The sequence below is a fragment of the Streptococcus suis genome (assembly GCF_902702775.1).
GTDB classification, from domain to species: domain Bacteria; phylum Bacillota; class Bacilli; order Lactobacillales; family Streptococcaceae; genus Streptococcus; species Streptococcus hashimotonensis.
Genome location: NZ_LR738724.1, coordinates 1,032,301 through 1,049,635 on the forward strand (window position 1 = coordinate 1,032,301; position 17,335 = coordinate 1,049,635).

General features: G+C 41.3%; 18 protein-coding genes. 12 read left to right on the top strand and 6 right to left on the bottom strand.

All coding sequences use genetic code 11. The annotated features are described in order from the left end of the window. The first annotated feature begins 106 nt into the window (after window positions 1-106). From GPW69_RS05130 to GPW69_RS05185, 12 genes are all read left to right on the top strand, one after another. The gene (locus GPW69_RS05130) at window positions 107-934 is read left to right on the top strand and encodes an alpha/beta hydrolase (protein ID WP_024385230.1); all 828 of its coding nucleotides are present in this window, start codon (window positions 107-109) and stop codon (window positions 932-934) included. Between the two features lie 30 nt (window positions 935-964). Continuing rightward, window positions 965-1,711, top strand: a complete 747-nt coding sequence (locus tag GPW69_RS05135; RefSeq protein ID WP_024376612.1) for an esterase family protein — start codon at window positions 965-967, stop codon at window positions 1,709-1,711. 17 nt (window positions 1,712-1,728) lie between these two features. Then, window positions 1,729-2,895, top strand: a complete 1,167-nt coding sequence (locus tag GPW69_RS05140; protein ID WP_074391122.1) for an ATP-grasp domain-containing protein — start codon at window positions 1,729-1,731, stop codon at window positions 2,893-2,895. A 140-nt stretch (window positions 2,896-3,035) separates the two neighbouring features. Next, the gene (locus GPW69_RS05145; protein WP_044683303.1) at window positions 3,036-3,176 is read left to right on the top strand and encodes a hypothetical protein; all 141 of its coding nucleotides are present in this window, start codon (window positions 3,036-3,038) and stop codon (window positions 3,174-3,176) included. A 12-nt stretch (window positions 3,177-3,188) separates the two neighbouring features. Beyond that, window positions 3,189-3,584, top strand: coding sequence for a NisI/SpaI family lantibiotic immunity lipoprotein (locus GPW69_RS05150; protein ID WP_074391123.1), 396 nt, complete (start codon window positions 3,189-3,191; stop codon window positions 3,582-3,584). Window positions 3,585-3,586: 2 nt separating this feature from the next. Continuing rightward, entirely contained in the window at window positions 3,587-4,339 is a 753-nt protein-coding gene (locus tag GPW69_RS05155; protein WP_024407069.1) for an ABC transporter ATP-binding protein, read from the top strand. Continuing rightward, window positions 4,340-6,310, top strand: a complete 1,971-nt coding sequence (locus tag GPW69_RS05160) for an FtsX-like permease family protein (protein ID WP_074391124.1) — start codon at window positions 4,340-4,342, stop codon at window positions 6,308-6,310. It begins immediately after the preceding gene. Between the two features lie 90 nt (window positions 6,311-6,400). After that, window positions 6,401-6,640, top strand: coding sequence for a type II toxin-antitoxin system RelB family antitoxin (relB, locus tag GPW69_RS05165; protein WP_015646833.1), 240 nt, complete (start codon window positions 6,401-6,403; stop codon window positions 6,638-6,640). Then, window positions 6,630-6,896, top strand: coding sequence for a type II toxin-antitoxin system RelE family toxin (locus GPW69_RS05170; RefSeq protein WP_074391125.1), 267 nt, complete (start codon window positions 6,630-6,632; stop codon window positions 6,894-6,896). The genes relB and GPW69_RS05170 overlap by 11 nt, the downstream gene beginning before the upstream one ends. A gap of 41 nt (window positions 6,897-6,937) precedes the next feature. Continuing rightward, entirely contained in the window at window positions 6,938-7,603 is a 666-nt protein-coding gene (locus GPW69_RS05175; RefSeq protein ID WP_074391126.1) for a DNA-binding response regulator, read from the top strand. Next, window positions 7,600-8,541: a sensor histidine kinase gene (locus GPW69_RS05180; RefSeq protein WP_074391127.1), complete on the top strand. Its 942-nt coding sequence runs from the start codon at window positions 7,600-7,602 to the stop codon at window positions 8,539-8,541. The genes GPW69_RS05175 and GPW69_RS05180 overlap by 4 nt, the downstream gene beginning before the upstream one ends. A 74-nt stretch (window positions 8,542-8,615) precedes the next feature. After that, a complete protein-coding gene (locus GPW69_RS05185; RefSeq protein WP_074391128.1) occupies window positions 8,616-10,124 on the top strand; it encodes a phosphohexomutase domain-containing protein in 1,509 nt (502 codons plus the stop codon). Window positions 10,125-10,187: 63 nt separating this feature from the next. Here GPW69_RS05185 and xerS read toward each other — a convergent pair whose 3' ends face one another. From xerS to ffh, 6 genes are all read right to left on the bottom strand, one after another. Continuing rightward, window positions 10,188-11,258, bottom strand: a complete 1,071-nt coding sequence (gene xerS / locus GPW69_RS05190; protein ID WP_074391129.1) for a tyrosine recombinase XerS — start codon at window positions 11,256-11,258, stop codon at window positions 10,188-10,190. Window positions 11,259-11,943: 685 nt separating this feature from the next. After that, a complete protein-coding gene (locus GPW69_RS05195) occupies window positions 11,944-12,375 on the bottom strand; it encodes a hypothetical protein (RefSeq protein ID WP_141668691.1) in 432 nt (143 codons plus the stop codon). A 445-nt stretch (window positions 12,376-12,820) separates the two neighbouring features. Then, window positions 12,821-13,606 (bottom strand): trypsin-like peptidase domain-containing protein, encoded by a 786-nt coding sequence (locus tag GPW69_RS05200; protein ID WP_074391130.1) that lies wholly within the window; start codon window positions 13,604-13,606, stop codon window positions 12,821-12,823. 537 nt (window positions 13,607-14,143) lie between these two features. Continuing rightward, window positions 14,144-14,884: a DUF3307 domain-containing protein gene (locus GPW69_RS05205; RefSeq protein WP_074391131.1), complete on the bottom strand. Its 741-nt coding sequence runs from the start codon at window positions 14,882-14,884 to the stop codon at window positions 14,144-14,146. 4 nt (window positions 14,885-14,888) lie between these two features. Further along, window positions 14,889-15,557, bottom strand: a complete 669-nt coding sequence (locus tag GPW69_RS05210) for a SatD family protein (RefSeq protein WP_074391132.1) — start codon at window positions 15,555-15,557, stop codon at window positions 14,889-14,891. 192 nt (window positions 15,558-15,749) lie between these two features. Continuing rightward, the gene (gene ffh, locus GPW69_RS05215; protein WP_024388685.1) at window positions 15,750-17,324 is read right to left on the bottom strand and encodes a signal recognition particle protein; all 1,575 of its coding nucleotides are present in this window, start codon (window positions 17,322-17,324) and stop codon (window positions 15,750-15,752) included. Window positions 17,325-17,335: the final 11 nt, after the last annotated feature.

The following is a 17,335-nucleotide window of genomic DNA, read 5'->3' on the forward strand; positions in this document are numbered from 1 at the left end:
TAACTATGTTCGGAAAATCCGAAAATTGCAAATAAATAACTAAATTTTCTGAATATTCCAGAAAAACTATGATATAATACTTAAAATACGTAAGGAAGAGATAGATATGAATAAGTCTTACTTTTATTTGGACATGAGAACTCATGAATTAGATGTACCATTTACAGGAAGAAAACGTCGAGTCCGTGTTTTATTGCCGAAAGGATATGCTGAAAATACAGAAGAGACCTATCCCGTTGTCTATTTCCACGATGGGCAGAATGTACTCTACAGTAAGGAAGCTTTTTCAGGTCATTCATGGAAAGTCATCCCAACTATTAAGCGTAATCCAGACATTGCAAAAATGATCGTAGTGGCTATTGATAATGATGGTGCTGATCGCATGCATGAATACGCTGCTTGGAAGTTTAGTGAGATGGGGATTCCTGGCGTGCAGTTCGGTGGTAAGGGAACCTTGTATGCCGAATTTGTGATGGATGTCGTCAAACCATTTATTGATCAAGAATACCGGACAAAATCTGATAAAGTTCACACTGCAATGATTGGCTCATCGTTGGGAGGCAATATCACCCAGTTTATGGGATTGGCTTATCAGAACCAGATTGGCTGTCTGGGTGTCTTTTCATCTGCCAACTGGCTTCATCAAGATGCTTTCGACCGTTATATTGAACGTCAACAATTAGATTCAGATCAACGTGTCTACATCTATGTTGGGACAGAAGAAGCAGATGATACAGATAAAACGCTGATGGCTGGCAATATCAAACAAGCCTATATTAATTCGTCTTTAAGCTATTATCGACAGTTGATTGCTGGTGGTGTTAAATTGGACAACATAACCTTAGAAGTCGTTTCGGGAGCTGTTCACAATGAGGAGGCTTGGGCGCTCTATTTGCCAGCTTGCCTACGATTCCTAAGCGAACATTGGTCATAAAACAAAAATATTTAAATAGGAGGCTTTACTATGCACGTCGAATTTTTAAGTCATTGGTCTGGAAATCTTGGCCGAGAAATGAATCTAAATCGTTATGGTCACGCAGGGATTCCTGTTGTTGTCTTTGCCTCATCTGGCGGTTCTTATAATGAATATGCTGATTTTGGTATGATTGAAGCTTGTCGTGGCTCTATTGAAGCTGGTCATGTTCAATTTTTCACCTTAACGAGTTACGATAGTGAAAGCTGGTTGGCGGACTGGAAGTCTATTCATGACAAAGCAGAAGCACACCGCGCCTACGAACGCTATGTGATTGAAGAAGCGATTCCATTTATCAAACATAAAACAGGCTGGTTCGATGGGATGATGACGACTGGTTGCTCTATGGGAGCCTACCATGCCTTAAACTTCTTCCTGCAACATCCGGATGTTTTCACAAAAGTCATCGCCCTTTCAGGCGTCTATGATGCTCGTTTCTTCAACAACAATCAAGACTATGGCAATGACGATGCTGTTTATCAAAACTCACCATCAGATTACATTTGGAACCAAAACGACGGCTGGTTTATTGATAAATACCGCCAGGCTGATATTATCGTCTGCACAGGTTTGGGCGATTGGGAACAAGACGGTCTGGACTCATTCTACAACCTAAAACGTGCCTTTGAAGAGAAGAATATCCCAGCTTGGTTTGATACTTGGGGTACAGATGTGGCCCACGACTGGGTTTGGTGGAGAAAGCAAATGCCATTCTTCCTTCATTCTATCGGACTTTAAGCTAGAAAGGACTACCTATGAATTATCTCGTTATTTCACCTTTTTATCCAGAAAATTTTCAACCATTCACCATTGAATTGGCTAAAAAAGAAGGCGTTACGGTTCTAGGTATCGGACAAGAACCGTACGATCAATTGCCTGAAGAACTTCGTAATGCTCTTACAGAATACTTCCGTGTGGAAGATTTGGAAAATATTGATGAAGTCAAGCGTGCAGCAGCCTTTCTTATTTACAAGCATGGTCCAATCGACCGAGTGGAATCACACAACGAGCACTGGTTGGAAAATGACGCCGCACTCCGTGAACAATTTAATATTTTTGGAGCTAAGCCAAGTTATCTTAAAAAGACAAAATTCAAGTCTGAAATGAAGAAATATTTCTCCAAAGCAGGGGTTCCTGTGGTTCCAGGTATGGTTGTCAAATCGGAGAAGGACATTGAAAAGGCCGTGAAAACAATTGGTTTCCCAATGATTGCCAAGCCTGACAACGGTGTTGGGGCATCCGGTACCTTTAAATTAACTAAAAAAGCTGACCTAGAAACCTTCAAAGAAGCCTGGGATGGACAATCTGCTTATTTCTTTGAGAAATTTGTCAATTCAAGCATTATTACAACCTATGATGGATTGGTTGATAGCCAGGGTAATGTGGTCTTTGAAACAGGCCTGACCTATGTTCATACTCCTCTGGAACTGATGTTGTCTAGAAAAGACAATGCCTACTTCATCGAGAAAGAACTAGATCCAAAATTAGTAAAATATGGTCGCGCAATTATCAAAGCCTTCGGTATGAAGGAGCGTTTCTTTCATATTGAATTTTTCAAGAATGGCAAAGACTACATCGCCATTGAGTACAATAACCGTATGGCAGGTGGCTTCACTGTAGAAGCCTACAATTACGCGCATTCGATTGACCTTTTCCGTGATTATGCCAATGTAGTGACAGGTGGAACAGTTGAAGAGCGTAGATTTGAACATCAATACTGCTTGGTAGCAACTCGCCGAGATACGACCGAATATGTTCACTCAGCAGATGATATTCATCAACGATTTGCCGGCAAGATTAAGACCGTCAAACGGATGCCAGATGCCTTTGCAGAACTGCAAGGGAATGACGCCTATCTCCTTGTGACGGAAAGCAAGGAGGAATTAGACGACATGATTGCCTTTATCGGGGAGACAAAATAGCCTAGATTGAAAGATGCCAGAAATGGTGTCTTTTTTTGCTTTCCTTACAAAGCTGTAAGTTTTTTAATCAGAACTGTAAGAGAGTGCAGGTGGAATATTTCCTATAATAGACTCATAAGAAATAGAAAGAAGGAAATCATATGTCATTCAAATTTTTACAAGCAAAGAGAATCGAAGAAAAGGCATTCTCAGAAAAAGAGAAAGCTGAACTCTTGGAACAAGCCGTATTCTTAGAAGAGCTCGCCCATGATTTGCAAAGTATAAGATTTATGGCATACTAGAGGGAGGAAACTATGAAAAAGAAAGTATTTGGTATGCTGGCTTTGGGCAGTATAATGCTAACCGCTTGTTCCTCTTCTTCAGCAAGCCTTAGCTTTGATGAGGGCTATCAAACTTTCCGTTACAAGGGAAAAGACTATGCCATTAGCAAACAGGAAGTTGCCGAGGATAGTATTCAAGGAACAGAAGTTCAGTTTATGGAATGGCCTGTTGTCAAAGAAGAAGGGGCAGTGAAAAAGACAGTATCCTTGAATAATCTCTATATAACCACTAGCAATGACTGGGCCATCGGTGTCCAGGATGGTTATTATAAGGTGGTTTTAGAAGATAATATTGCTGAATCAGACCGAATCGACTATCAAGCATTACTTGATGCAGTTGATTTATCCAAAGAAAACAATAAGGAGTAAATATGTTATTAGAAATCAATCATTTAGAAAAAGTTTACCGCACGCGCTTTTCAAAAGAGGAAACTCGTGCCTTGCAAGATGTGGATTTTAAGGTAGAGGAGGGCGAGTTTATCGCTATCATGGGTGAAAGTGGTTCTGGTAAGACGACTTTGCTCAACATTCTAGCAACCCTGGATAAGCCGACAAGGGGCTCTGTTATCTTAAACAATCAGGATATTACGAAAATCAAGGAAAGCAAGCTGGCAGATTTCCGTTTGCGTAACCTAGGCTTTGTCTTCCAAGATTTTAATCTCTTGGACACCCTGTCCATCCAAGACAATATCTTTTTACCTCTGGTATTGGCACGTACCAGTCATGAGGAAATGGAAAAACGGTTGAAGGTTTTGGCGCCAAAACTGCGGATTCAAGATTTGCTGAAAAAACGTCCTTTTGAACTATCTGGTGGACAAAAGCAGCGCGTGGCCATTGCCCGTAGTTTGATTACACAGCCACAGATTGTCCTAGCGGACGAACCGACGGCTGCCCTAGATTACCGCAATTCGGAAGACTTGCTGAATTTGTTTGAAGACATCAACCTAGATGGACAAACCATTCTCATGGTAACTCACTCAGCCAATGCAGCCAGCCATGCCAAACGGGTTCTCTTTATCAAGGATGGTCGGATTTTCCACCAATTGTACAAGGCAGGCAAGAGCAATCAAGACTTTGCCAAGGAAATTTCGCTCAATATGTCTGCACTTTTAGGGGGTGAGTAGATGTTTTACCTCAAACTTGCTGGGCAAAATATCCGAAAATCTATGGGTGTCTTTGCTCCTTTTGTTTTAGCCAGTCTGGTCCTCTTTACCTTGATTTGTTCCATGTTCTTGCTCATGCTCAGTCCAGTTATGCAAACCATGGGAACTGGGGCGGTCTCTATTGGGCTGGGTGTCGTTGTATTGACCATTTTCTCGCTGATTATGGAAATATACAGCTTTAATTTCCTCATGCAACAACGGACTAGAGAGTTCGGGCTTTACAATATGCTAGGGATGAACAAGAAGAAGGTGGCCTTGGTTGCCAGCATTGAGTTGTTTTTCATCTTCCTCTTGGTTATTGTGCTAGGTTCTGCATTAGCAGGTGTATTTTCAAATGTTCTCTACTTGATTTTTGTGAATTTGACCAATTATAGTGACTTACACTTTAGTATTTCACCTCTGGCATTTGCCATGACCGCCTTTCTCTTTGCAGGCATCTTCTTCATCTTGGAATTACTGGCCATTCGGACTATTGGCAAGACCAGTCCGCTGATTTTGTTCCGAGCTAGTGAAAAGGGTGAGAAGGAGCCACGTGGGAATCTCCTCTTGGCTGCTCTCGGTGTCCTTAGCCTAGGTGTTGGATACTACCTGTCACTTTCGTCTCAATCGGCAGGTCTGGCTGTTATCTATCGTTTCTTTATCGCTGTGCTCTTTGTCATTGCGGGGACCTACTTGTTCTATATCAGTTTTATGACTTGGTATTTAAAGGCTCGGCGGAAAAACAAAGGCTATTTTTACACGCCAGAACATTTCATTACTACATCGCAGATGATTTTTCGGATGAAGCAACACGCAACAGGTTTGGCCAATATCACATTGCTTGCGGTCATGGCCTTTGTGACCATTGCGACAACGACATCCCTCTATACAGGTATGGCAAATATGACCAGTGGACTTTATCCAAAGGAAACATCTATTACCTATCCTGTTGCGGATAGAAGTCAAGGTGAAGCAGCCTATCAGCAATCGGTGCTCAGCCATTTTCCAGAAAAAGCGGAAGATAGCCTGACCTATCTGACCTACCAAGCTGGTCTGGTCTATGATGGTGGGAAAGAGATTGTCGTTAGTCCAGAGATTATTGCCAATCCAGACTTTAGCAAGATGGCCTTTACCTACTTCATCACCCAAGATGATTTCAGGAAGTTGGGCAATGACTTGCCAGAGCTGGCTGCCAATCAAGTTGCCTTTATGCGTCCGAGTGAAAAGCCTTCGCTAGAGAAAGTCACTTTGGGTGATAGTAGCTTTGAGAATGTAGCCAATCTTGATACAGCTATTTTCCCAGACATCACCAATACGCTCAATGCTGCTGTCATGGTGGTTAGTGATGATAGTGTTTTACAAACCATTCGTAGCTTCTATGAATCCAACAATCCGAAAGGGTATCAGGTTAGTCTGGACTACCGTGTCTTTACCGACATGACCAAGGAGGAAGTGGCCACTCTTGGTGAGCAGGCAGGCGATGCCTATAATATCAGTGATGCTAATGGAGAATCTTTAGGATACGTCATGCAGAAAACAGACTTTACCAATATGATCATGGGCTTCACAGGTGGTTTCCTCTTTACAGGCTTCTTGTTGGGCATTAGTTTCTTGCTGGGTGCAGCCTTGATTATCTACTACAAACAGTATTCAGAAGGGCATGAGGACAAGAAATCCTACAAGATTTTACAGGAAGTTGGGATGAGCCAGCAGGCTGTCAAGAAAACCATCAACTCTCAAACGCTTTTGGTCTTCTTTATGCCACTGGCTATGGCGACCCTTCACTTTGTCGTCGCCCTTGTTATGCTCAAACAAATGCTGATGATGTTTGGTGTGGTTTCTTCCAGCATGATTTACACGGTTAGTGGTATTACATTGCTTGCAGTTGCCCTGATTTACTTTGTCATTTACAAATGGACCAGCCGAACCTATTATCGCATTATTGAACGATAACAGAAGTCTCGCTTATGCGGGATTTCTTGCTTTTCTTAGGAAATGGTGTTACAATGGTAATACCAATGGAATACTAGAAGAGGTGAGAAAATGGCAGCTATTACATTGAAAGTTTCTGAGCAGGACAAGCTTTTTATGCAGGCTATGGCAAAGTTTGAAGGCGTGAGTTTGTCAGAACTCATTCGGACTAAAACCCTTGAAGCCCTTGAAGATGAGTATGATGCGCGTGTGGCAGATATAGCCTGGGCAGAATACCAAGAAGACTTGGCGAATGGAATTGAGCCGATAACATTAGAACAAATGGCTGAGGAGTTGGGCATTGAGTTATAAGGTTATTTTGTCTGTTAAGGCTCAAAAACAAATTCGAAAGATGGATAAAACTGCTGCAAGTTTGATTTTGCGGTATCTTTACAAGCATATTGATGGGTGCGACAACCCCAGACAATACGGACAAGCCTTAACTGCCAATCGTTCTGGCCAATGGCGGTACCGTATCGGCAATTATAGGGTCATCGTCAGCATTGAAGATGATAAATTGATTATAACTGCCCTTGAAGTCGGGCATCGAAAAGAAGTATATAAATAAAAAGCCAAGACCTGTGTCCTGGCTTTTGCAGAATGAAGAAGATGAAAAAAGAGAAGATTTATATTGTTGAAGATGATGAGATGATTGTCCAGCTCTTGAAGCAACACTTGGGAAAATCTTATCAAGTGGAAAGTGTGCAGAATTTCAGGGCTGTCAGTCAGGAAGTTGCTGAAATCAAACCAGACTTGGTGCTGATGGACATTAGCCTGCCTTATTACAACGGCTTTTATTGGACGACAGAAATCCGTAAAACCATGACCATGCCCATTATCTTTATCTCTTCTAGCGATGATGAGATGAATGCGGTCATGGCCATGAACATGGGTGGTGATGATTTTGTTTCCAAGCCTTTTTCACTGGGAATTTTGGATGCCAAAATCGGAGCCTTCCTGCGTCGGGTTAATCAATTCAGCAAATCAACTGATTTGTCAATTGACCAGTTCCAACTTAGTTTAGACGGGCGATTTTCAAACGAATTGGAACAGGTTCAATTGTCTCCTACGGAAACCAAGATTTTGTCCGCCTTACTAGAAAGACAAGGGCAGATTGTCAGCAAGGATGAACTCTTGGAAAAACTCTGGGAAAATGAAGAATTTATCGACCAGAATACCCTCAATGTCAACATGACTAGATTGCGTAAGAAGGTGAGCGAAGTGGGATTTGACCGTATCCATACTGTTCGTGGCGTGGGGTACCTGGTCAAATGATGGCAAAATTTATCCGAGAATACCGTAGTTTTTATTTCGCCTATCTGGTCTTGTCTGGCAGTTTTATCTTGCTATTCTATCTTTACCAACTACCCACCGAATTCCTGCAAAACGCTCTGCTATTGTCCCTAACCCTCTTAATCCTTCTGACTGTGGGACTTTACTGGAAGTTTCGCAACCGCATGAGAGCCTTGGAAGACTATGTTCATGAAGAAGCTCTGCCCCTGCTTAATAAGCCTGTGGACCTTGCCTATCTCAACTTGATTGAAGCGGAGAAGGAGGCGACGCGGGAGCAGCTCTTGGATTATAAGTCGCGGGAAGAGGACCTGCAAGCCATGGTAAAAATGTGGTCCCACCAGATGAAAGTGCCTCTGGCTGCCCTGTCTTTGATGAGCCAGACCGATAATCTCAACCAGCAGGATGTCAATCACCAGCTCTTACGCTTGGACAATTATATGGCAAATCTCCTCAATTACCTCAAACTGACCAACCATGCCAGCGATTTTCGCTTTGAACAGGTGGAAGTAAGAGAAGTAGTGGTAGATTTGGTCAAAAAATACCGCAATCAGTTCTTGCAAAAAGACATTTCAGTGACCATCGATGGAAATTGGTTACTGAAGACCGACAGAAAGTGGCTCAGTTTTGCCCTGTCACAGATCATCGACAACGCCCTCAAGTACAATAAGACTGGTGGTAGGGTGGCCATTGAATTGAATGAGGGAATTTCCATTTCCGATACGGGAATTGGGATTCTGGCAGAAGACATTCCACGCCTGTTTGACGAAGGTTTTACAGGTTTTAATGGCCGTGAACACCAAAAAGCGACAGGTTTTGGCTTGTATCTGACCAAGCGGGTCTTGAATCAGTTGGAACTAGCTATTTCCGTGGAAAGTCAACTGGAAGTTGGTACAACTGTAAGCATCACTAAAGTACAGTAAAAGCTGTGCTTTTTCATTTTGAAACCGCTTTGAAAATATGATATACTAAATTTAGTTTGAATTAGGAGGTTACTATGTCCCACCATCACGTACTACAAAACGGATCGGATATCCGCGGGATTGCTATCGCTACAGACGAATATGCTGTCAATCTCACACCACAAGCCACCAAGGAAGTGGTTCGCGGACTGATTCATTGGCTAACTCAGAAGCCAGAACTGGCGCAGGCCTATCAAAAAGGGCAGTTGACCATCGGTATCGGTCGAGATAGCCGCCTCAGCGGTCCAGATTTGGTTTCAGCCTTTACAGAAGAAGCCGTTCGTCTGGGGGTTCAGCTGATTGACTTTGGCATGGCCACCACGCCAGCCCTCTTCATGAGCACCCAGTATCCGCAGTTCAAGTGCCACGCTGGTGTCATGATTACCGCCAGCCACCTGCCTTATTACTTCAACGGCATTAAGATTTTTTCGGAAAATGGCGGAGCGGAGCACGAAGATATTGACTTCATCCTCTCGCATAGTGAAGACTTGCCAGCTTCTTCCCTTGGAAGTGTTACCAGTGCAGACCTGATTACGCCTTATGCCCAAGACTTGGTTGGTAAAATTCGTACCGCCTGTGGTGGGCAAGAAAAACCACTGATAGGTCTTAATATTATCGTCGATGCTGGAAATGGTGCAGGCGGATTTTTTGCTGAGAAAGTTTTAGCAGAATTGGGAGCAGATACCACAGGCTCACAATTCCTAGATCCCGACGGAAACTTTCCAAACCATGTTCCAAACCCAGATAACAAGGAAGCGATGGAAAGCATTCGCCAGGCCGTCTTGAAGCAAGGGGCAGATCTAGGCATTATCTTTGATACCGACGTTGACCGTGCCGCCCTGGTCACCAAGTCAGGAGAAATTCTCAATCGCAACAACCTGATTGCCGTTCTCAGCCAGATTGTCCTAGCTGAACATCCAGGAACCAGCATTGTGACCAATTCCCCAACAACTGAACACCTTAAAGTCTTTATAGAAAGCCTGGGCGGCAAACAAATTCGCTATATTTCAGGCTATCGCAACGTGATTAACCGTGCTATTTTAGCAAACCAAGAGGGAGTTGATTGCCAGTTGGCTATCGAAACCTCTGGACACGCTGCCTTTAAGGAAAATTACTTTCTGGATGACGGAACCTATGTGGCGGCTAAGATTCTCATGCTCTTACCAAAACTGCAAGCGGAAGGCAAGTCCTTGGACGACTTGATTGCCCAGCTTAAACAACCGCTTGAAACCCAAGAAGTGCGTTTCAAACTAGAAGCGGCAGACTATCGAGCACTGGGTGAACAGGTCATTGCTGACCTCCGCCAAACCAGTCTCGAAGGCTTTGCTTTTAACCCAGAGAACGAAGAAGGAGTGCGGTTTGACCTGACCGGGCCTTATGGTGATGGCTGGCTCTTGCTCCGAATGAGCCTCCACGAGCCACTCTTGGTCTTGCAGGTGGAGAATGACCAGATAGGCTATATTCCTGCCGTTTTACGCACCCTCTCAGCCTTTTTGGACCAGTACCCAGCAGTCAATCAGAAAAAATTGAAAGAATTGATTTAATGGAAAAAGGAGTAAGTTTGAGCTTACTCCTTTGTTGGTTTACATAATTAAATTTACGCAACATCACAACTGATCAAGAGCATTTTTCTGCTCATCGTTGACGATATGAGTGTAGAGGTCGGTGACCTGGGTATTGGCGTGTCCTAGCTGATGACTGACCAGAACTTGCGACTTGGTGGCGTCGTAGAGCCGTGTTGCCAGCGTGTGACGGAGTTTGTGGGGTGTCACACGTATCTTGAAGTCCGCAGAATATTTGGCAACCATTTTTTCGATAGAAGAAGCGTCGATACGATTGGGCAGACCACGGTATTCAGATAGGAAGAAGGCTGTATCCGTTTTTTCCGCCTTGTAGCGTTGCTGACGGATGCTCATATAGGCTTCCAGATAGGGCTTAGCAAAACCAGCCACATTGACCGAGTCCCGTTTACCACCCTTACGCGTCACCTCGATGATCATCATATTGAGGTTTACATCTCGAAGGTCCAAATTCACCGCCTCTGACAGACGGACGCCAGAAGCCAAGAGAAGTGCCAGAATCGCCAAATCCCGCTCCTTATTTTTCTGGAAGGATGAGAGGGCACGTTTGGATAACTTTCCCTGGTATTCTTTATCAACATAGTCCAAGAACTCCATCGTTTCATCGCCCAAAAAGAGCTTTTGCTTGATGTTCTCCGCCCGAGCCGCCAAGGTTTCCTTCTTCTTCTTGGTGGACACCTTCTTCATGACATTGCGGTAGAAGTAGGGCTCGCCCTGCTCATTTTCCACTTCTTCGGTTAAATACTTGAAGAGACTAGAAAGGGCCGAGAGAGTACGGTTAATGGTGGTCTGCGACACACCATTCTGCGTGGTATTGGCGTTCAGCAAGGGACGCTCCCGCAGATATAGAATAAAGGCCTCCATATCTTTCTTGGTCAGATGTTCCAGAACATCCAGCGGAATGTCAGCAATCCGTTCAACAGCGACTAAATCTGAATCCTGTAACCACTCAAAAAAACGACGGTATTCTTTCAAGTATTCATATAAGGTAGTAAAACTGTAAGGCACAGACAACTTGGACTGATAATATTCCAAGACATACCAAGGCATGATTTCTTTCAGCTGATCAATTTTTTCCAATAATAACTCGCGTCTCATCATTTTCTCCTGATTTTATCTATATGAGTAGTATAGCATAAACTTGTATAAGTTTCAAGAAAATTATAGTTTTTCGGAAAGATGTACATAGGGATATTGTAGCTATAACCAAAAAATTTCTAGAATAACTGGAAATCAGCAAAAAACGTGCTTTATGTTTCTATCTCGGTATTATCATGGGGTTAGACTATGTTAAGTCGATTGTTCATAAATTTTTAGTTTTTTCTTTTCACGTTTTATTTGTATAATTCTACCGTATACATCCATAGTATATCGATGCTCTGGATTCGTTTGACATACCCACCAAGTTTTTTTAGTATTTTAATGATTTTATATAGTTATAGATTATTTAAATAAGCCCATTCTGTTCGTAATTCATCCTAGATATTTTAGTTGACTATACTCCTCAATCTCTTTGTTTTCAGCTGTCAACAGCCCAGTTTGAATATCTTGGGAACGATTTCGAAGAATGAAACTCTCAGCGTTAAGAGTTTTGTTGGTTATGATTGCGATGACTTGAAAATTCTCATCCTTATAATATAATTGTGCAATGTTATTTGTGCTTTTTATAAATGTTTTTATTTCTCATTTTTCGGATAAGATTCTCCAAATAATGAATTACAATACAAAAAACATTAGTAACGGAAGTGTGTCATTACTAATGTTTTTTGTATTGTAGTAAAGGCTATTCTGCATACCAGCCTATTCCTTCATAATTCCATCCAATACTATCCAAATAGTCAGCTTCCCCTTTTGAAGTCGTATAATGATGACTTCCTGCTCCAAGTGCATTAGGATTATAGAGGCGATAAACTGGAATTGTACCGCCAGACTGCCAGCCAATATTTTCTGAACGCCACCCAAGCGTTACTAGAATATCATGTTCCCCTTTTGAAGTCGTATAATGATGATCTCCGTTATTTGGATTATAAAGACGATATACCGGCTCACCAACTACAGGGGCATTCCATCCAATTCCTTCAAAATGCCATCCAACTGCTGATAGATAATTCTTCTCTCCGAGAGCAGCGGTATAAAAATGTTCGCCAGAATTAGGATTATAAAGACGATACATAGCATTCGTAGTGTTAGATACTGTTACTGTAACGGGTTCCATATAAATCTCTTGAATTCTCCAATTGGTACTTAGTCCTAATTGTTTCAATTCATTACTAAATTTAGGATTCTTGCTAGGATCAGAAACGCCAAATTTTATTATAGCTTTTCCTGACTTAAGCGCTATCCATTCGCCATTCTCATTAAAATTCAATACACTCGGATCGGAACTCTCTAATGTAAAAGAGTACTGTGTTTTTGCTAAATAATGCTCCATTGGACGTTTTACCTGTCCAACTTGACCTACAGTCAACTCTAGAGGTAATCCTACATATTCATATCCCGTAAAAGTTGCGACAAATTCTAATGCACTATCAAGATTGATTTACCGCATAAACACTACTAACCGTCTCTTCAGCACTAATAGAAACCGAACGGATCGCCAATAAACATAAAGCTGCTGTTACCAAACCTAAAAAAATTTTTTTCATAATACTTCCTCCAACCTATTTAGTTTTAAATGCAACACCTTCATACCCCCAACCAACAGCAATAAGGTGATTTCTTTCTAAATAATTGACTGTATAAAAGTGTTCACCTGTATTTGGATTATAGAGTCGAAAAACTTCTAGGTTATCACCTGAGTAGAAAGCAATGTTCTCGTATTTCCACCCTATCGCCACAAGAGAATCTTTTTCAGCGGTGTTTGTCGTGTAAAAATGATGACCATTATTTGGATTATAGAGACGGTGAACAGGAACATTATTCCCTGCTTCCCAAGCAATTCCTTCATCTTTCCATCCCAAACTTACTAAATGATTTTTCTCACCAAGACTACTTGTATAATGATGCCATCCAGAATCAGGGTTGTATACCCGATAGACCGCGCCTGAAGTTGAATTGACTGTTTCTATAAGTTGTTGAACATCTGGTGTAATAAGTCTTGCTATATTATGCTGTTCAGTCTGGTTCCCTGCATAATGTATTGCAATAATTTGATTAGCTTCGTTTAGAATTGGACTACCACTCTGTCCACCAGATGTGTCTAAATTATAAGTGATAGTTGAACCAGATGAACTTATGATTTTTCCTTCAGATAAATACATTCCCATTCTATCACCTGGATAACCAATGGTCTTAATATACTGTCCAACATTAGCTTGCTGAACTGCTAATCCTAGATATCCTGTCTGATTACCAAGCGATGATTGAAGTTTAATAACAGCAATATCTTGTGTACTATCTCCAGTTAAATAGCCACTCAATACTTCCGTAATAATAAGCTCAACCAACCTATTACAGTATTTTTAAACTCTAACATCTTTAATTAAAGTAATCGCTTTCAAGTTTAGTCTATCAATTAAAAAGGTCGTTGTCAAGCAAGCTATAAAAATCATGGGACGAACACACAAAGAAAATGCTTGTAACTAGTTTATTGTATAAAAATCCATAAAAATTCTCTCTTTCCAATAAGACTACATTTGCTGAAATTACAAAATAAAAATATTATTCAAAATAATATCATAGCCACTTTAAATGTATTATCATGTCGATATTCAATTTTGTAGAGCCTCAAAAATAAAAAATATTGGCTAATAAGAATTCTAAAAATATCCCATAAAATCTTTACAATAGAATGTACTGAAAAACGTACTTTTGAAAACTCATTATTCACTTGATTTGATTACTAGAAATGCATATTTGAATCGTGATTTATTGAAGTAATTATATGGGAGCTGAACCATAAACCCATGTATTGAAAAGAATAAAATAAAGTCTATTTTTACAAAAAAAGTTTACACAAAATAAATTATGTAAACTTGTTCCTTTTATAAAATCAATAAAACATATAATACTAGGACGCTAATGATACTAAATAGCGAACCAATTAAATAGTATTCAGCAAAGGCTTGGCTTTTGGATATTTTATCATAGCGTGCGATGGACTTTGCTGTAAATACCAGTCCGATAGCTGTGTATTGCCCTAGAAGCAGAAAAATTCCCATTATGAGGCGCTCCAATTGACCAATCAAGGCTCCTGCACCTGTCACAGTCTGCTCTTCTTCTCCTTCCGCTACCTGATATTTGCTAAAGTAGAGTTTGAAAAGAATATTGACGGGCTTGCTGATCAGAAGGATAAAAAGGATTTGCAGGAGGAGATAATTTGGTTCAATCCAGAGTGAGTGTGAAGCGACATTAACACCGATAGTGTGATAAAGAATGATGATTGAGATGATATGTAGCAATTGATCAGTTAAGAATGCTCCAGCTTCCCAGGAGTCCTTTATCCAATGGTGTTTGTTGAGAAAATATTTGACATAGTCAATCGCAAGATGGCTCAGCCAAACTTGAAAAAATAAATCTCCGTTTTGAACGGGGGTGAGTAAGGCTAGAATAAGAAGGGGGATAGCAACAATGAAAAGGTGCATGAAAAGAGCTTTCAAATGAAGCTTTTTAGCATCTGCCAGTGCTTGACTTTGGAAGGTGAAATCACTTAAAAAGTGGGCAATTAGCAAGGCGGTTAAAACTGGATGTTGAATAAGATGGCTAGAAATAACTGAAAATGACATGGCTTTATCCTTCTTTCTGACTGAGCTGGAGAATCAAATTCATGGCAGTTTGGCGATTACGCAGGTAGAGTTTGATTCCACTGGATTTCAAACGTTTGGTAAAGGCGCTTTGACTGAGTTTCATTTTCTCAGCAATTGGCTTTTGTGTGAAATCTTCTTGATAGATTTTTTGGGAGATTAAGGTTTCAAACAGATCCGTTTGCGAACGATTCCAGGCAGCTTTGATGAAATCGCTAGAAGTTAGCAAGGGGTTGATCACACGATCGATTTGCTTGTATTCAGATGAAAAGGCAATTTTGCTGGTACCATAGTCATGGTTGTCGTGGATGAAGTCAATAGCCTTGCGTGCTTCCCAATAAGCTGGACCATCTGCTCCAATACTTAGCTTGGGATCGATAGCTGTTAGAATCTCACCCAAACCAATTCCAAATCGAATCTCCACCTCATCACGAAAGGCTAGTTGGATTTGGTCAATCATCAAAAAAATATAAGGGTTAGGCTTGCATAAGGCTTGAAATTCATCTCCCTTTGTAATGGTAAATGGCGATGCGAAGTCCTGAGTGAAGGAATGATTGATTCTATTCAGCTGTTGTTTTAGCCGCTCTTGGATACTAGAGCGGTTGGAAGTCTGTTTTGAATTGACAATATCTCCTATTATTGCGATATAATTCATAACTTGTCCTCTGTTTTTATTATATTTCCATTATAACGGACAATATAAAGATTGTCCACTAAAAAGGACATTTTCGATTATTTCCATTATAACGGAAATCGTTTGGGTTCAAAAATCATTTTTTCTGCTTTGCTACTTCTATTTTATATTGCTGTATCTTACTTCTTCGAATAAAAAGTAAAAAAGAAGAGATTATTTTCTCTTCTTTTTAGCTTTTTTTATCTTATTGGCTTGGCGTTTCATGGCTTGTTTCATAGCAAACTCGCCGATTCTACCTTTCAAACCGCCTCCAAACATTTGGGACATGTCTGGCATACCAGCCCCTCCCATCAGTTGGCTCATATCAGGCATGCCTGCACCGCCCATCATATCTTCAAGAGCAGACATATCCATGCCGTTCATGTTTGGCATGTTTTTAGGTAGATTATTTGGGTTGATTCCCATTTGTTTCATCATTTTGTTCATGTCGCCTGACATAACACCCTGCATCATGGTTTTCGCTTGGTTGAAATCCTTGATAAATTTATTGACTTCGACAAAGCTATTTCCAGAACCGTTAGCAATACGACGACGACGGCTAGGTGTCAACAATTCAGGATTTTCACGTTCGGCTGGTGTCATAGAAGATACGATAGCTCGTTTTCGTGCAATTTCACGCTCGTCAACTTTTAAGTTGGCAAGAGCCGGGTTACCAGCCATACCTGGAATCATCTTCAGCAGGTCTTCCATTGGTCCCATATTCTGAACTTGGTCCAATTGATCGATGAAATCGTTGAAATCAAAGGTATTCTCACGCATTTTTTCAGCGAGTTCTAATGATTTCTTCTCATCATATTCTTTGCTGGCTTTTTCAATCAAGGTCAGCATGTCACCCATGCCCAGAATACGTGAGGACATACGGTCTGGGTGGAAGGTTTCGATGTCGGTGATTTTTTCACCAGTACCGGTGAATTTGATTGGCTGTCCCGTGATGTGACGGACAGACAAGGCTGCACCACCACGTGTATCGCCGTCAATCTTGGTCAAAATCACACCAGTAATAGCCAATTGATCATTGAACTCACGCGCAACGTTGGCAGCTTCCTGACCAATCATGGCATCAACAACCAAGAGAATTTCATTTGGCTGAGCAAACTCTTTGATTTCTCTCAATTCGGCCATAAGGGCTTGGTCAATCTGCAAACGACCGGCCGTATCAATCAAGACATAGTCATTGTGATTGGCTTTAGCTTGCTCCAAACCTTGACGAACGATTTCAAGTGCTGGAACCTGGTTGCCCAATTCAAAAACAGGGACATCAATCTGTTGACCAAGTGTCTTCAACTGGTCAATAGCAGCTGGACGGTAAATATCCGCAGCAATCAAGAGTGGACGGGCATTCTCTTCCTGCTTGAGTTTGTTGGCCAACTTACCAGTGAAGGTCGTTTTACCAGCACCCTGCAAACCAGCCATCATAATGATAGTTGGAATTTTTGGTGATTTGATAATTTCTGAAGTTTCAGAACCCAATACAGCCGTCAATTCTTCATCAACGATTTTGATGATTTGTTGAGCAGGGTTCAGAGTGTCAATAACTTCATGACCGATAGCACGTTCACGTACTTTCTTGATAAAGTCTTTGACAACTGGAAGGGCTACGTCAGCCTCTAGCAAGGCCAGACGAATTTCCTTGGTTGCTTCCTGAATATCACTCTCAGAAATTTTTCCCTTACGACGCAGATTTTTAAAAACATTCTGCAAACGTTCTGTTAAGCTTTCAAAAGCCATATACTTCTCCT

Coding starts and splice junctions, on each gene's coding strand:
- relB (WP_015646833.1), top strand. CDS start 6,401: ATGGCAGCTATTACATTGAAAGTTTCTGAGCAGGACAAGCTTTTTATG.
- GPW69_RS05130 (WP_024385230.1), top strand. CDS start 107: ATGAATAAGTCTTACTTTTATTTGGACATGAGAACTCATGAATTAGAT.
- GPW69_RS05205 (WP_074391131.1), bottom strand. CDS start 14,884: ATGTCATTTTCAGTTATTTCTAGCCATCTTATTCAACATCCAGTTTTA.
- GPW69_RS05195 (WP_141668691.1), bottom strand. CDS start 12,375: ATGGAACCCGTTACAGTAACAGTATCTAACACTACGAATGCTATGTAT.
- GPW69_RS05155 (WP_024407069.1), top strand. CDS start 3,587: ATGTTATTAGAAATCAATCATTTAGAAAAAGTTTACCGCACGCGCTTT.
- GPW69_RS05210 (WP_074391132.1), bottom strand. CDS start 15,557: ATGAATTATATCGCAATAATAGGAGATATTGTCAATTCAAAACAGACT.
- GPW69_RS05180 (WP_074391127.1), top strand. CDS start 7,600: ATGATGGCAAAATTTATCCGAGAATACCGTAGTTTTTATTTCGCCTAT.
- GPW69_RS05175 (WP_074391126.1), top strand. CDS start 6,938: ATGAAAAAAGAGAAGATTTATATTGTTGAAGATGATGAGATGATTGTC.
- GPW69_RS05140 (WP_074391122.1), top strand. CDS start 1,729: ATGAATTATCTCGTTATTTCACCTTTTTATCCAGAAAATTTTCAACCA.
- GPW69_RS05160 (WP_074391124.1), top strand. CDS start 4,340: ATGTTTTACCTCAAACTTGCTGGGCAAAATATCCGAAAATCTATGGGT.
- GPW69_RS05145 (WP_044683303.1), top strand. CDS start 3,036: ATGTCATTCAAATTTTTACAAGCAAAGAGAATCGAAGAAAAGGCATTC.
- xerS (WP_074391129.1), bottom strand. CDS start 11,258: ATGAGACGCGAGTTATTATTGGAAAAAATTGATCAGCTGAAAGAAATC.
- ffh (WP_024388685.1), bottom strand. CDS start 17,324: ATGGCTTTTGAAAGCTTAACAGAACGTTTGCAGAATGTTTTTAAAAAT.
- GPW69_RS05135 (WP_024376612.1), top strand. CDS start 965: ATGCACGTCGAATTTTTAAGTCATTGGTCTGGAAATCTTGGCCGAGAA.
- GPW69_RS05150 (WP_074391123.1), top strand. CDS start 3,189: ATGAAAAAGAAAGTATTTGGTATGCTGGCTTTGGGCAGTATAATGCTA.
- GPW69_RS05185 (WP_074391128.1), top strand. CDS start 8,616: ATGTCCCACCATCACGTACTACAAAACGGATCGGATATCCGCGGGATT.